Annotated in this window: 14 protein-coding genes and 1 pseudogene; 9 read left to right on the top strand and 6 right to left on the bottom strand. The window is 43.1% G+C overall.

The genetic code is table 11. From position 1 onward, the window contains the following. Nucleotides 1-189 precede the first annotated feature (189 nt). Together DC345_RS18735 and DC345_RS18730 are read left to right on the top strand one after the other, a co-directional pair. A complete protein-coding gene (locus DC345_RS18735; protein WP_113054353.1) occupies nucleotides 190-684 on the top strand; it encodes an RNA polymerase sigma factor in 495 nt (164 codons plus the stop codon). Continuing rightward, nucleotides 681-1649, top strand: coding sequence for a hypothetical protein (locus DC345_RS18730; RefSeq protein WP_113054352.1), 969 nt, complete (start codon nucleotides 681-683; stop codon nucleotides 1647-1649). Before DC345_RS18735 ends, DC345_RS18730 begins: the two co-directional genes overlap by 4 nt. Before the next feature lie 150 nt (nucleotides 1650-1799). On the opposite strand, the gene DC345_RS18725 is transcribed toward DC345_RS18730, so the two are convergent. Then, complete coding sequence (locus tag DC345_RS18725; RefSeq protein ID WP_113054351.1) at nucleotides 1800-2381, bottom strand: YdeI/OmpD-associated family protein; 582 nt, start codon at nucleotides 2379-2381, stop codon at nucleotides 1800-1802. Next, on the bottom strand, nucleotides 2371-2835 hold the full coding sequence (locus tag DC345_RS18720) for a VOC family protein (RefSeq protein WP_113054350.1): 465 nt from the start codon (nucleotides 2833-2835) through the stop codon (nucleotides 2371-2373). The genes DC345_RS18725 and DC345_RS18720 overlap by 11 nt, the downstream gene beginning before the upstream one ends. Before the next feature lie 109 nt (nucleotides 2836-2944). On the opposite strand from DC345_RS18720, the gene DC345_RS18715 reads away from it, so the two are divergent. The 3 genes and pseudogenes from DC345_RS18715 to DC345_RS18705 all read left to right on the top strand — a co-directional run. Then, entirely contained in the window at nucleotides 2945-3856 is a 912-nt protein-coding gene (locus tag DC345_RS18715) for a helix-turn-helix transcriptional regulator (RefSeq protein ID WP_113054349.1), read from the top strand. 50 nt (nucleotides 3857-3906) lie between these two features. Next, nucleotides 3907-4422 carry an AAA family ATPase gene (locus DC345_RS18710; RefSeq protein ID WP_113054348.1) on the top strand — a complete coding sequence of 172 codons (516 nt, stop codon included), beginning with the start codon at nucleotides 3907-3909 and terminating at the stop codon, nucleotides 4420-4422. Beyond that, nucleotides 4422-4918, top strand: a pseudogene (locus DC345_RS18705) (hypothetical protein); the annotation flags it as partial. The gene DC345_RS18710 and the pseudogene DC345_RS18705, both read left to right, overlap by 1 nt. Before the next feature lie 191 nt (nucleotides 4919-5109). Here DC345_RS18705 and DC345_RS18700 read toward each other — a convergent pair. Further along, nucleotides 5110-6072, bottom strand: coding sequence for a helix-turn-helix transcriptional regulator (locus DC345_RS18700; protein WP_113054347.1), 963 nt, complete (start codon nucleotides 6070-6072; stop codon nucleotides 5110-5112). 107 nt (nucleotides 6073-6179) lie between these two features. Here DC345_RS18700 and DC345_RS18695 point away from each other — a divergent pair, with 107 nt between their 5' ends. Both DC345_RS18695 and DC345_RS18690 read left to right on the top strand, forming a co-directional pair. Beyond that, nucleotides 6180-6659 (top strand): GyrI-like domain-containing protein, encoded by a 480-nt coding sequence (locus tag DC345_RS18695; protein WP_113054346.1) that lies wholly within the window; start codon nucleotides 6180-6182, stop codon nucleotides 6657-6659. Nucleotides 6660-6678: 19 nt separating this feature from the next. After that, nucleotides 6679-7143 carry a hypothetical protein gene (locus DC345_RS18690; protein ID WP_064637420.1) on the top strand — a complete coding sequence of 155 codons (465 nt, stop codon included), beginning with the start codon at nucleotides 6679-6681 and terminating at the stop codon, nucleotides 7141-7143. An 87-nt stretch (nucleotides 7144-7230) separates the two neighbouring features. Here the strand turns inward: DC345_RS18690 and DC345_RS18685 are convergent, their stop codons facing one another. Further along, on the bottom strand, nucleotides 7231-8106 hold the full coding sequence (locus DC345_RS18685; RefSeq protein ID WP_113054345.1) for a LysR family transcriptional regulator: 876 nt from the start codon (nucleotides 8104-8106) through the stop codon (nucleotides 7231-7233). Nucleotides 8107-8238: 132 nt separating this feature from the next. On the opposite strand from DC345_RS18685, the gene DC345_RS18680 reads away from it, so the two are divergent. Further along, on the top strand, nucleotides 8239-9315 hold the full coding sequence (locus DC345_RS18680; RefSeq protein ID WP_113054344.1) for an NAD(P)H-dependent flavin oxidoreductase: 1077 nt from the start codon (nucleotides 8239-8241) through the stop codon (nucleotides 9313-9315). Nucleotides 9316-9318: 3 nt separating this feature from the next. On the opposite strand, the gene DC345_RS18675 is transcribed toward DC345_RS18680, so the two are convergent. Both DC345_RS18675 and DC345_RS18670 read right to left on the bottom strand, forming a co-directional pair. Continuing rightward, the gene (locus DC345_RS18675; RefSeq protein ID WP_113054343.1) at nucleotides 9319-9846 is read right to left on the bottom strand and encodes a DinB family protein; all 528 of its coding nucleotides are present in this window, start codon (nucleotides 9844-9846) and stop codon (nucleotides 9319-9321) included. A 146-nt stretch (nucleotides 9847-9992) separates the two neighbouring features. Next, nucleotides 9993-12014 carry an ATP-dependent DNA helicase gene (locus tag DC345_RS18670; RefSeq protein WP_113054342.1) on the bottom strand — a complete coding sequence of 674 codons (2022 nt, stop codon included), beginning with the start codon at nucleotides 12012-12014 and terminating at the stop codon, nucleotides 9993-9995. Between the two features lie 200 nt (nucleotides 12015-12214). Here DC345_RS18670 and DC345_RS18665 point away from each other — a divergent pair, with 200 nt between their 5' ends. Then, the gene (locus DC345_RS18665) at nucleotides 12215-14479 is read left to right on the top strand and encodes a glycoside hydrolase family 3 N-terminal domain-containing protein (protein WP_113054341.1); all 2265 of its coding nucleotides are present in this window, start codon (nucleotides 12215-12217) and stop codon (nucleotides 14477-14479) included. Nucleotides 14480-14639: the final 160 nt, after the last annotated feature.

The following is a 14639-nucleotide window of genomic DNA, read 5'->3' as shown; positions in this document are numbered from 1 at the left end:
TTTTTAATCGTCAAAGTCGCTATTTTAGCGGCTTTTTATTGTTTTATCTTACAAATCCATATCCGTCCTTGCGAGCAAGAGGTTGGTCGGTCATCCGTTAGAAAAATATCTAAATATTAAATTTACAACAAAATGTGACCAAATGCCGTCCTTGAGAGTGTTAGAGATATAAAGGAGGGCAGAACAACCATGCAGCGATCAATACCCCAACGGGGAGATCATATGATGAAAGTCTATGAGACATACGCGGATACGCTGTTCCGGATTGCCATGGTGCACCTCGGCAGGCGAGAGGACGCGGAGGAAGCCACTCAGGATACCTTCATCAAGTTAATGGAAAAAGCCCCTACGTTCAACGATGCAGAGCATCAGAAAGCATGGTTGATCCGGGTTATCACCAATCATTGTAAATCCTTATTAGGCAGAGGCTGGCGCAAACGGGAGGTCAAGCTGGAGGGAGCAGATCCCCTTACGACAGACAACCCCGAAGATCAGGCACTGATTGAACTCGTGCTGTCACTGCCCGTCAAGTATAGAACGGTGGTTCATTTGTATTACTACGAAGATTATCCGATCAGGGAAATCGGCGAGATTCTGCAGATCAGCGAGTCTGCAGTGAAGATGCGGTTGAAGCGGGGAAGACAGCTGTTAAAACTGGAGCTGGAAGGAGAAGAACCCCTATGAATGAGGAACAATTCAAACGAAATTATAAGAAAGCGGTGGACCATATGAAAACAAGTGACCAAATGAAAAAACGGATAGAGCAAACCTTAAACACACAACGTCATGAACAAAAGCGAAAGCGAAAACCTCTATACATTGCAGCGAGCGTCGTCATAGCTGCCAGTGTTGGACTCGCGGCGCCAAGCATATGGCAGCAATTGAGCGGTCCAGCCGCGCCAGCGACGCAGGTGGCACAGGTCACACCGAGCGCGTCATTCGACCCGGTGGTGATTCCAAAAATGGAGCTGCCGGATTCCAAGAATGGCGTGAAGGCCGCTATGCTTCAACTGGTGGTCTATCAGGGCAATGTCTATACACAATCCGCAACATCACTTGACGGTGCGGATGCGCTTGCCCTGCGAGGCGAGAAGCTCGGAACTACGACAGGGGGCATTCATGAGCTGAGCGACAAAAATGAGTACACGGAGCTGGCCTCCAACATTGGAGAAGCAGACATCTATGCGGTCAACGGCTATGACACGAATTTCCGCATCATGTCCTACACCGAGATCGATGGTAAGGGGTACGCCCAACTGTTTGACCAGAGCAACGGCATCACTATCGGCAGTGGCGAAGACCTGATCGGCAAGCTTCATCTCGAAGGCAACGTCGCTTCGGCGCAGTGGGAGAACTTCGCCAGCTGGAACAACGGCTTGCAGCAGATGCAGCTGCTCGCAGCGGACAAATCACTGAACAACTTTATCTCAGCGCTATATGCTGCCAAACCTATAGCAACAAGCCCTGAACTGGAGGAGCGCCTTTACGGGCAGGAAGATCGCAAGATCATCTACCTGACGCTCGAAGATAAGACGAATGTCCAATTAGTCCTGTTTGGGGAAGGTCTGGTTCGTTACGGCAATGTACCAGTATTCTTCGAAATCGGGAAAGGTTCCTTCCAAGCATTCTGGAACAACCTGGGTGAGTAATCAAGGAGTTTGACTCAACAAATCCAATAAAGCAACTCCACCAATCAAATCTTTATGACTGATAAAATTTCAAATGATCATTGATTGATAAGTTGGAAATTCCAATTTCGATCATGTCGCTTGCTATTATCAAACACCTCACCTGAATATTCAAGGTGAGGTGTTTGGGGTGTAAAGGCGTCCATTGTCATTCCAATTGCCATACATTCTATTTTGTTTGGTGTTAGTTATAAATTTATCTAATCTTTTGTTAAATAACTCAGGTTGATTTTTATAACTTTGGATGGTGTCGATTCGAATTCTTTTATACAGATCTGGGAATGCCGTAAAATTTTGATACATATCCGTGTCCTCTTTTAACCTCTGCTCAATAATAGGGTCAATTTTAAATGATTCGTAACTGAGATCAGGGAGAGCCTTTCGACCTTCATCTGTCATCAAGCCCAACGATTCAAGGCGACGGGCCCGTTCTTTATTCAGTTCAGTCCACGAACTTTTTTTGCTTCGAGGAGATAGCCTTTGGGCTAATTGAGTCTCGGAAATTTTCTTTTTTTGTCCATCAATCCATCCAAAACACAAGGCTTCTTCAACAGCATCCAGATACAGCAGCGTACCTGATGTTGATTTCATACTCACAACGATCCAGCAAAAATGTTCAGTCAGGCAATGTTCTTGAAACCAAGATCTCAATTCGCTTTTTGACTTTGCTGGAAGCAGTTCATTAAGTAGCATTAGAAATTACACTATCCAGGAATGTATCAGCGTCGCTATTAAACTTCCAAACGATACCAAATCTATCAACCAACATTCCGAAGCAGGAAGACCAAGGCATTTCTGATAAAGGCATAATCACATACCCACCTACAGACAAATTAGAAAAGTAATTTTCCATTGCCTGTTTATCATCAATAATGATACTAATGATTACATTGTTGCCTTTAACCAGCTCACCCGTTACATTTTTCATCGAAGGAAGAAGATCCGACATCATTATTTTTCCACCTGCGAATTCTAACGATGATTCCATAATCATATTCAACTCATTTTCTGGCAAAGGATAGTTTGGATCTTGTGAAAAATTCTTGAATTTTACTTTTTTTACCTCACTTGCGTTCAATGCTTCTGAATAAAACGCGATGACCTGCTCTGTGTTCCCATCAAAATTTAAATATGCAATAACTGACATGATAAAACCTCCTTCTTGTAATACATGAAGTGTAAGCTATAATAGGTGACAGCTAATTTGTCACCTATTATAGCTATGATCAAAATTTATTTACCTAAAGAGGACTATCATGAACAAAATTGAAAGATTAATATCCATCATCATGATCTTGCTGCAAAAGAATGTGGTATCAGCCACCGAATTTGCTAAATTATTCAATGTATCCAAAAGAACGATTCTACGTGATATGGAAACACTTGGATTATCTAACATTCCCATTTATGCTATAAATGGAGTGAACGGTGGATACGGAATTATGGATGAATACAAAATAGACAAACGGCTTTTAAGTAGCAAAGATTTAGAAAATATATTGACTGCACTGGGCGGATTGGGAAAAATTCTTTTTAGTGACGAAGTAGAATCAACGCTTAAAAAGATTGAATCGATGATAGGTTCAACGACTTCAGAAGGTACAATTCAACTGTCTTTTTACAATTGGGATGGTCGTCCTGAAATTGTACAAATTTTAAAGACTTGTCAGAAAGCAATAGAGCAAGGCAGGTTGCTTACATTTGATTATATAGATCAAAGTGGAGTCAAGTCGCAGAGACGGGTCGAGCCATACCAGCTTCAATTTAGTGAAATGAGTTGGTATTTGAAGGGGTTTTGTTTAGATCGAATGGAATATCGAACTTTTAAATTGTCCAGAACGGATAATCTGAAGATCGATATCGAAACATTTGTTGCTAGAGATTATGTGACTGAACAGAAAACAGAGCAATATTATCAACCTAAACTAATTAAAATTAAAGTATTGATCTCACGTCGAATAAAAGATCAATTTATTGAAAGATACGGTCAAAAAAGGATTGAAGCTTACAATTCTGAACTCTTTATAGCCGAAATAGATATGCCACAAAACCACTTTGGATTTCGGTTTTTAGCTAGTTTTGGAACGGATTTGGAAATCTTAGAACCTAAAGCATATGTTGAAGAATTCCGGGAGTTTCTAAATGCCATGATAAATAAATATGTCTAAGAACCCATGTGGAATGTTTCTCTTTTAATGATAAAAAGGAGGTACTAGTTATGGAAAAAGCGATCTGCTTAATTACAGGCTTAATGGCTTCTGGTAAGTCAACAGTGTCGGAGCTGCTGGCTTCCAAGCTGGGAAAAGCCGTGCATCTGCGTGGTGATATATTCCGTCGCATGATTGTATCCGGACGCGAAGACATGTCTGCTGAACCGTCGGAAGAAGCAGTCCGTCAATTATATTTACGTTATCAGTTAGCCGCAAATGCTGCAAAAACGTACTATGAAAATGGCTTTTCTGTAGTTTTGCAGGATAATTACTATGGTGCGGAATTAGTTTATATGATGGACCAGTTAAAGGATTATCCGGTTCAGTTAGTTGTGCTGTGTCCTAAGGTAGAGGTAGTAAAAGAGCGTGAAAAATCAAGAGGAAAGGTCGGGTACACTGGCTTTACGGTAGAGAATTTGTATTCAGACTTTTTGAAGGAAACGCCTCAAATCGGATTTTGGCTGGACAGTTCGGAGCAGTCACCTGAGCAATCAGTAAATGATATTTTACAGTATTTTAGATGAAAACCACTGGCACTGCGGATTTTCAGGCAAAGGTGAAGGCCATTAGTCCTGACGACTTGTCAGGAACTTATGATCTAGTCTTGCTTTTAACTAAACAGCCATATAACGAGTCCGTTCTACAAGACCTGTTGTCATATTAAATGGTGAAACAACCGAAAGAATTCAACAGATCAAATCTATACTAGACCTTGTGGGTGGAACACATATTTCCGATAACCTGATGGGCACGAAGTGGTCCAAATTGCTTATTAACAATGCATTTAGCGGCCTATCTGCAGCATTAAACGTGGAGTATGGCGTCGTGCTTGATCTTGATATTAGTGTTGTAAGTGCCGTCCGTGTTGCCGATGAAACCATCAGGAACGAATTGAAACACTTCTCAACACCTTATAATGATATGGTTGTAAGATTAGTTAAACAAGCTGAAGAATTTCAAACCGTGCCTGATTTCGAGACTAATATTAAGTTCTTTGAAGAGCTTAACAATAACAGATGATGTAAATGAGTTGTAGATCACCAGGAAAACGTGTTGAGGAGATAATTCCTTAATACGTTTTTTTATCGCTAAACATTTCCTTAAAGCTTAGGGCAATTGGGATAATGTTCCATAGTAGATCTCAGTAGAAACAGCAGATAATAAAAAGCACGATTAAGTCCAAATTTTATTTGGTTTTAACTATCCACTACTTAAGGGCAATATAAGTTTAATCTCTCTTGTACACATGCTAAAATTTCTTTTGGCATCTCCTTGACCTGGATATCTCCACCTAAGAAAAGCAACCAATTGGATATTTCGGTTAATTCTTCTGCATGACGAACATTGATAAACGTCTTTATAACGGCTGTAGTTTGGTAAGGGTTCGTATAAGAAAGTGAAAGCTTTAAAGGGTGGTATTTCTTGAACTGTGCAATCGCCTTTGGACCAAGTTCAAGGACAAGGTTGATCATTTCTTCCTGCTTACTTAATTTTTCTAAAATCTTTTTCTTACTTACCTTTTTCTTTGTAGGAAAAGGTTCAATATGGGTGAGATTGTCGACAGATAAAATCCGTCTCTTTTCTTCCTCCAAGTCGAAGCCTTCAATGATCCACAGGCTTTTTTCACGATAAAGGTGCAGGAGATAAATGGGATAAGACTTTATTTCCATTTCTTCTTGGATGGTAACCAACAAAGAGCTCTCTATAAGAAGAAGCTGGATGAGTTTTTCCAACATAGGGTGGGGCAGGTCTGACAAATCAAGCAAGTCGGGATTATGGGGGTTGGTCCCTTCAAAAAGCAATATTTGATTTAAAAGAACAAGGTCATCTTGCTGATTTTCGGAAATAAGGCCCAGTAACTTTTCAGTTAAAGACTGACGACTCTTTAAATAAGGGAGTTGTTGATTTCTGGTTGCCATAAAGGCGAGAAAAAGAGCTTTGATCTCATTATCGGTAAAGCGGACCGTAGGCAGGACAGAGTTGTTCATGACAAAATAACCCCCATCCCTCCCAACTTCAGCGACAAGTGGCATGCCCATAGCTTCAATCTCTCGGATATCTCGAATAGCGGTTGAACGAGAGATGTTAAATTCCCGCATGATTTCAGAAATGGTAAAGTGAGCGCGGTTGTTGATATATCTCATGATGATATTAATCCGTTCTACTTTTTTCATCCGGTCCTCCTAAACAGTATCATAATTTGACATGATTTAAGGTTATTATAAACTCATCAAGTGAAAAGACAAATGCTTAGATAAATTTAAAGAGGATGGTGTTACGAATGAGTAATTATAATTTTGAAGAAAAAGACAGCTTTATCGTTTTGGGTATTGGAACTGAGCTTAAGAGCAACTACACAGACTATGCTGGTATTAACAAAGAAAAGGCTGATTTTTGGTCGGCTGTGAAAGAAGATGGAAGTCTGGACTCTTTAAAAGCAATAGCGACAAATGACTATATTTTTGCCGTGAACGAAGCGGTGAATAACAAAATGATGCATTATGCTGGCGTCATGACAGAAGAAACACTGCCAGAAGCAACCAGAGTGATCCAATTCCCTAAGGGTGAATATCTGGTCGTTAAGGGGGAAGGGGCAACGTCTGATGAGTTAAGTAATAACCTTACTGGCGTGGCTTTTGGTCAAGTCCTTCCAACGGAAACGAATTATGCTTATGTTGGTGGGCCAAATACTACGGTTGAGATGGGACAACGAAACGGTTTGTTATTTGGTGAAATATGGATTCCTGTAATTAGGAAATAAACTTGAAGGAGAGATCGGGATGTCGTATATCGTTGATTTTAAAAATGTGTCTACGGTCGGATTAGAGTCCTCACCAGTAGCAGCAGCGCTTGCAGGTTTGCGTGCGAATGAAGCCCGTTACTTTATGAACAAATATAAGCATGAATTTACGGTTGTTCCTGCTAGCGAAAGTCAGGACACCCTTGACTATGTAACACGAATTTTGAAGGAAGAACGTGATATTGAGTTTGCCGCCAAGCCTTTGGAGACGTCAGCTTTTCAAGTGGAAAACATTCGATTTTCCTACGTCTTTTATGAAGATGGTCTTGGACTCAATGTTATGTATACGGTGGATGACCCTAAGAAGCGGGCCGTGGGTTTTAAGCTTTCTGAGGGGATGGAAGTTCCAGCGGAGTTGGAAGGCAAGTTTAAGTTTGCCAGACAGAAATCTAAGTTAGCTGGAACCATTCGGGGCTCATTTTTTGTAATCAAGAGAGAGTATTGAAGTGGGCAAAAGCACATGTGGAGAAAGCAGAGCGTAGCCCCATTGAAAGTCGCTGGTTTAGCGGCTTTTTTTGTTTTAACGGTGCAGCTAGCTTTGGGGAATTTCTTTCTTAGTTTCATCTAAAAAAGCAGATAGCGCCGGTGTAATGAGGGTGTCTTTTCGTTTAACAAACATGGTCGTTACTGAAGAATACTTCTCCGGTAAGGAGTGGCAGGTTACCTTGTCACGTACTTCATAATCCGCAATGATGGAATAAGGCAGTAATGTAATGCCCATGCCTGCGCTAACACAAGCAATTATCGTTTCGAGTGTTCCGAATTCCATTAATTTCACAGGCAATAATCCTTCTTCTTGTAGGAGAGTATTAAGCTTGGCTCGGTATGAACATCCTTTGGGAAAAACGAGCATCGTATGATTTTGTAAATCATGAATCGATTGTATCCGGGGAAGATTGGGTGAAGTAACAAGAACAAGCCTCTCTTCAATGACTTTGTCCTGCGTGAGATCTGGGTGTTCAATCGGACCGGAAACAAAAGCTCCATGCAGCTCATAATGCAGGACTCCATGAAGCAGCTTTTCTGTTGGCCCTGTAACTAAAGAGAAATCTACTTTCGGATATTTCAAATGATATTGTGCGAAAACGGAAGGCAGCCGCACTGCTGCAGTTGTTTCCATAGAACCAATAACCAGAGGACCTGAAGGAATGGAGCTGCTTCCTACTACGGTTTTGGCTTCGTTAATGGTATTTAGAATCTTTTCGGCGTAACCTACTAAAACTTGTCCAGAAGGAGTAAGTGTAACTCCCTTTTTGTGGCGATAGAATAAGATGGTCTGAAGATCCGCCTCTAACTGTTGAATTTTGTGAGTAACATTGGATTGAGCATAATTTAGTTTTTTTGCTGTTTTGGAAATACTTCCTTCATGAGCGGTTTGGATGAAAATCTCCAGCAAGTGAATATCCAAGTTGACCCTCCTTTAGAAAACAATCTATCTGAAATCATGATATATAACATCTGATTTACGGATTATACAAGATGGATAAACTCGATGTAAACTATAAAGAATGGAATCCGAATTGATGAGGAGGTAACCTCGATGTCTATTCAATTAAACAGTAGGTTCTGTGAAAGCTTCAATATTCGTTATCCAATCGTTCTTGCAGGGATGGCCGGTATTGCAAACATGGCACCCCTAGTCGCTGCGGTTTCTAATGCAGGTGGGTTAGGGACGTTAGGCGCTGCGTATATGAGTCCTGAGGAACTAAGAGGCGCCATACATGAGATTAAAAAACGGACGCAAGCACCGTTTGCCATTAATATTTTTGCTCATGTTGGACCGGATCATTATACGAATTTTGAGGTAGTAAATGAAGAGTTGACACCGATTCGAGGATCTTTGGGTGTGAAGAAGCGTACTCAAGATGAAATACGTACTCCCAATCATTTTGAAGAACAGTTTGCTATCTTGCTGGACGAAAAAGTTCCGATTATTAGTACAACGTTTGGATTGCTTTCCGAGTCTCATGTGCAGAAAGCAAAATCGTTAGGCATCAAAATTATGAGTAAGGTCACCACGGTAGAGGAAGCTATTCAAGCGGAAAAGCGCGGATGTGATGTCATTGTTGCACAAGGTAGTGAAGCAGGAGGGCATCGAGGAACTTTTGATGTATCATCTCAGTCCAGTGGAGCAAATATCGGAACCATGGCACTTGTCCCACAAATTGTAGATCACGTCCATATTCCTGTCATTGCTGCCGGAGGAATTATGGATGGCAGAGGACTGGTGGCTTCACTCGCTTTAGGGGCACAAGGGGTGCAAATGGGGACTCGATTTTTGACATCAATAGAGTCTGGCGCACATGAGGTATATAAACGTGCGTTGTTTGATAGCACAGAGGAAAGCACTGTAATTACAAATGCCTTTTCTGGACGGCCAGCGCGTGGCATCAAGAACGCCTTTATACAACATTGGGAAGCATCCAGCATGAAGCCGCTGACCTTTCCTACCCAAAATACATTAACTCGAGAGATTAGAAATGCTTCTGCTAAGCAAAATAATCCCGAGTATATGGCCCTTTGGGCAGGTCAGGGAACGAGAATGTTAACAGATAACCAATCTGCAGGCGATATCATTATTCAAATTGTAGAAGAAGCCGGAGCTATTATTCAGTAGTGATTATAATTGCACATCCAGCGAATAACGATCGCGAAGTACTGATAAATGGTGAAGCTCATGTCCGGCCATAATATAGGCAATCGAACGAGCTGAAGCAGGATTATCACTGACGATCCCTCTACAGAGCCAAGCTTCCGGTGTGAGGCGGCGGAGCATAAGAATGGTTGAGTGGCGTGTAACGGAATATTCTTCGTTCAAATTGGCTACGGTATATGCGTTGAAAGGATCGCTCTGCATAAGCACGTCTTGATCATAGCCAGGATGATTTGCTTTGTCACCTCTGGCGATGCGAAGCAATCGGCTGCTCATGATGCGTTCGTTATCCAAAAGGTGGCCGATGACTTCCTTCACGCTCCATTTGCCTTCGGTGTAACGATAATTTGCTTGCTCCTCTGTCATTGATGAAAGCAAAGTTTGTACGATGTTGGCTTGCAGCTCTAACCGTTCGAGGATGTTTCCTTCAGGAACAAGCTGGATGTACCCTTCATAAAAAGCCGCATACTCCGCTGTAGTTGGTCTTTCAACCATGTAAATGCCTCCTTTGGGATTCATAGATCTGGAATATATTGTAGCATATATCTTACTTCCAGCATTGAAATAGGCCCCTCCGAATTATGGGCGGAAGGACCTATTTCATGTGATTTGAGCAGTTATATGGTTGGGTTGTTTCACTTTCAATCCGTACGCCGTATCCCCTTTTTTTGAACAAACTTCTCCAAAATCGAAAAATCCTCAGTCACTTCTTTGAAAGGCAGCGTGTCCAGCACCTGTGCCCGGTAACTCTTTTTTGCCGCGGTACTGAGACGGGAGTCTAGTATGCTGAGTATGCCAAGATCTGTTTCACTGCGAATTAAACGTCCAGTTCCTTGCCGTAACCGTAGAAGCATATCCGGTACAAATACCTCCATGAACGGATTCTTCGTTACAGATGCCTTATATTCATAAATAGGGTCCGAAGGAACAGGGAAGGGCAGCCGGAAAATAATGACCTGTGACAGGTCGGGACCCTCAATATTCACACCTTCCCAGAATACACCGGTACCAAGGAGTACACCATTGCTTTTCCTGAATTCGGTGATGACACTGTCCTGGGAAGATCCTTCTTTTTGAACATGGACTGTCCATGTATACTCATTGGTTCTCGAAATCAGCTTCTTATAAATGTACTTCATGTCCTCCTTAGCTGAAAAAAGGACGATTGTTCTTCCTTGTGTTAAATTACAAAGTTGAACCAATTCGTTGTAGGCTGCTTCAAGATAGTTTTCACGCTGATCATGGTGGTAATATGGAACCTTGTTCGAGATGTACATCATGGTATGGTTGGTGTAGTCAAAAGGGGAGGATTTTCGATCCATAAATTCACCCTTATAACCGAGGGATTGCGTCAAATAAGAGTATTGTTCCTCCAGTGTCTCCCCGCCTTGGCATAGCGTTGCCGACGTTAGGATAACAGGCGACTTTCCATTAAATAAAGCGTACTTCAGAAATTGGCTTATATCTTTGGGACAGATGCTGATCGTGGCTACTCCCAGTGGACTGCTTGCCCATATGAGATAGTTATCCTCTATTTCAGCCAAAACATGGATGAGGGTAATAAGCCCGTTGATAGCTTCAAAAGCATCATCAATCTCCCGCTCGTGGCGGGAGGTCAAAATGGAAAGGCGAAGACTGAGATCTTTCAAATCGTTCGAGACCTGGTTTAACGGTATACCTTTGATCTCCGACACTTTTATACGATCGCTATCCTGCTTGGCATGGTGTAGCAAATCCGCGTTTATCTGTTGGAAGATACGCTGGGCACATTTTTTTATAAACTTGGATTGCGAAAAAAGACTTTTATCCCCGGACTGCTTCGTGAGAAGCTGCGCAGTGTTATCCAGTATGCCGCAGATTCTCCGATAAGTGAACTCGAGCGTTCTGGCATCTCGAACTTTTGCTTCCAGATTATGCGCTTCATCAATGACGATCAGAGCAGGCTGTTCCGAGATGATACTCTTGGTTCCTTCTTTTTTCTTCATCAAATCCCGTATGAGCAGGTCCTGATTCACAATAATAAAATCAATCTCATGAGCCTTTGCATTTAATTTAGCTCTCATATCGTAAAACAAGCATGCATTTTTATGATGGCAACGTTCAAATTTGCAATCATTTACGGAAAAGTTGGACCATTCGGCATCACTAATTCCAGCTTTAATATCCGCTCTTTCATCAATTTCAAAATCTAAAATGCGCTTGGCAAGGGTAGATAGTGAGGTGTTCGGATCATCAGGCCTAGTCCATTCCGCGGCCCTACTTCGACATGCATACTGGCCCATACCTTTCCCAACGACAGAGCGAACCGTTGTGAAGCCCAACCGACTGCCAATGACCCGTAAATCTTTATGTATCTGTTCCGAAAGCTGAATGGAGGATGTAGCTATAATGACCGGTTTCTGGGATATTTGATTCATGAGCAGGCTGGGTATCAGGTAGCCAAAAGACTTGCCGATTCCGACACCAGCTTCAATCATAGCGTTATGCCCATGGATATAAGCATCGGCTATATCGAGAGACATTTCTTGCTGCCCGATTCGCTCTCTAAGGCCAATTCGAGGAAACCGATCATAGATTCGGAAGATGGCGTCAACCAAGGATCGTTCGATTTCTCTTTTTGAATCGCGCTTATTTATTTTATAGAGTTCATTTAACCAGTTCATAATGATCCCCCCTTCCAAATAAATGGTCCTCTAGTAAGGAATTTTTTAGTCAAACTGTAATTATCTTAGATGCTGCGACAACAGTCAAGTGATCTTAGGGGGATAAGTACCAGGGCGATAAAAACAGCGACCAAACGCAACAAAACGTATATCAATAGCGTCTATTTATCTTACATAGAACAGCAACAGGAGTGAAAAAGATGCAACTAAAAATGATAGCGATATTTGGTGCAGTTCTCGGTTCTATGCTCATATGGGCAGGAAGTGCAGATGCGGAAGAACGTTTTACCGATCTGCAGCATTCGAAGTGGGCAGAAGACGGTATCGAGTATATGGCCGAACGTGGAACAGTCGCAGGGTATGGAAATGGAATATTTAAGCCCCAAGGGTTGGTAACCAGGGCGCAAGCCGTCACGTTTATGGTGCGGGAGCTTTATCCTCAACAGCTGGAGAAGCCGGTGGAAGGTACAACGACTTATTCGGATGTTCCGACAACGCACCCCTTTTATCGGGAAATAGCATTAGCATCAAAAAACGGACTTGCCAGCGGATTTCCTGGTGGCTCCTTCCGGCCGGACGCACCGCTTAGCCGCGCCGAAACTGCGGCATTCCTTACGCGTGCGTATTCACTCTTGGAAGGCAAGCAGCCAGCCAATTGGTCAGATACGAAACAACATTGGGCTGAGGCACCCATTCTCATCTTGAGCTCCAACGGCTTGGTCGGCGGGTATTCGGATGGTACCTATCGTCCGAATCAAACGGTCACGCGAGCGGAATATGCTGTGTTTATGTCACGAGTGATTCGGTTCGAACGCGAAGCGGCTATTCGTACTCAAGATTGGGACAAGCTGATATCCTATATGACCGTAAGCGAACAAGTCGGCCAGATGCTTATGCCGGACATTAGGCAATGGAACGGTAAAGTGACTACGACCGTTAATGAAGGACTGAAACGCAGCATTCATGATCAAGATTTGGGCGGGCTTATTCTTTTCGATAAAAATATTGTAGATATCAGGCAGCTGACAACGCTCACACATGACATGCAAAGAGAAGCCGGTGATATTCCTTTATTTCTTAGCATCGACCAAGAAGGAGGCGTCGTTAAGCGGATACCGGGCGGGACGAATCTGCCGGGGCAAATGGCGCTCGGCGCAACGGGAGACACGGCATTGGCCGAAGCGGCTGGTCAGTTGACAGGGGAAGAGCTAAAGGCACTGGGAATACAGATCAACTTTGCACCAGTGCTCGACATAAACAGCAATCCAGACAACCCAATCATTGGCATACGATCGTTTGGCTCAGACGCGAATTTGGTGACGCAGCTTGGTCTAGCAACGATAAAGGGTCTACAGCAATCCGGGGTGATCGCGGCAGTCAAGCATTTTCCGGGGCATGGGGATACAACCGTAGACTCTCATCTCGGTATGCCGGTACTAACCCATAACCGGGCGCGACTTGATGCGGTAGAATTAAAACCATTTCGGGATGCGATTGAAAACGGGGTCGAGATGATCATGACTGCACACATTGCTTTCCCTGCCATCGATAACGAGCATGTTACTTCACTCAAAGACGGAAAGAATGTGCCCATACCTGCAACCTTATCCAAAAAAGTGCTGACCGGACTGCTTCGAGGGGAGTTGGGATACGAGGGTCTGATCATTTCTGACGCATTTACCATGAAGGCGATCGCGGAGCATTTTGGAGAGAATAAAGCCGTGGAACGTGCTGTTTCTGCAGGTGTTGATATCATCCTTATGCCAAAAGATCCGGCGGCTGCACATCAAACGCTGGTGAACGCGGTGAAGAGCGGGAAGATCCCGGACGAAACCATTCATGCTTCAGTAAAACGAATTTTGGAGCTGAAAGCCAAATATGGTTTGTTTGAACGCAGCCAGACTCTGGTGCAAAAGCTAAACGAACTTAACGGTGTCATTGGATCGAAGCAGCATCGGGCGGTGGAGCAGGAAATTGCAGAGAGAGCGGTTACCGTATTGGCCAGCCGCGAGGGTGTACTTCCGGATCAAATTCAGCAAGGTGACCGGGTCGTTATTCTCGCAGCCGAACAGGAACAGGGAAAGCAACTCGAGAAGCAACTGATACAAGCTGCAAGTAACCTATCTCTGAAGACAGAAATTTCTCTTATTGGACAAGGGAAGACGAATGAAGCCCTTAAGGCGATTGGACAGGCTGACTACGTCATTCTCGCATCTTACCAGTTCCGTAACGTGGCCAGTGAGTTCGGATGGTCCGATTATCAAACCTTGATTGATACGATGAACAGGAGTAATCAGCGATACTCCCTATTGTCGCTCGGCAACCCGTACGAGATGATTTATTTACAGAATGTGCGATCAGGGCTTGCCGTGTACGGAAAGCAGGAGCCCAATACGACAGCAGGGATCAAAGTGCTGGTTGGCCAACGGAAAGCTGAGGGTAAGTTACCTGTGAGAACGGATTAAAGCACGATTAGTACTGACCAAAAGTACTGATTCCAACATACGGAATCAGTATTTTTGGTGTTTGGGTTTGCGTTTCGTCGATCATGCTAAGGCATTATCTTTTCTGAACAGTGATACGCTTAAAAATCACAATCCATAGGGCGGCTAGACATCTTTGCAA

Origin of the sequence: Paenibacillus taichungensis, from assembly GCF_003287275.1 — a bacterium.
Taxonomy (GTDB): domain Bacteria; phylum Bacillota; class Bacilli; order Paenibacillales; family Paenibacillaceae; genus Paenibacillus; species Paenibacillus taichungensis_A.
Note: the sequence above shows the minus strand (reverse complement) of the source record. Positions and strands in the feature narration are given on the sequence as shown.